A 327-nucleotide genomic window follows, 5' to 3' on the forward strand; every position below is an offset into this window, starting at 1 on the left:
TGAGTGCTTCGGTGTTGGTCAGGATGATCTGATCAGAAGCGGTACAGGAAGACTTGAAGGTGTTGGTCACTGTCCATTGCAGTGTCACGGATTTACCCGCAGGCACGCCTGTTACAGTGGTGGTGTAATTGTCAGGATTGGTGATTTGTGCACCGAGGTCAGCACCTACAAAAGTCCACACGCCTTTCTGATCGGCGGCAGGCTGGTTACCGGTTACGGTGAAGTCTTTGGTGTCACACTGTTTGATCTCCGGTTTGCCGGCATCAGCAGTCGGCATAGACCTTACTTTCACGGTCACGTTGTCGGTTACGGTACAAGCGCCGTTGG

General features: G+C 52.9%; 1 protein-coding gene. It reads right to left on the reverse strand.

Going from position 1 to position 327, the window contains the following annotated elements:
* Positions 1–327, reverse strand: a 327-nt coding sequence (locus tag HGH92_RS33500) for a hypothetical protein (protein ID WP_168875213.1), incomplete at both ends; no start/stop codon positions are given.

The organism is Chitinophaga varians, from assembly GCF_012641275.1.
Classification (GTDB): domain Bacteria; phylum Bacteroidota; class Bacteroidia; order Chitinophagales; family Chitinophagaceae; genus Chitinophaga; species Chitinophaga varians_A.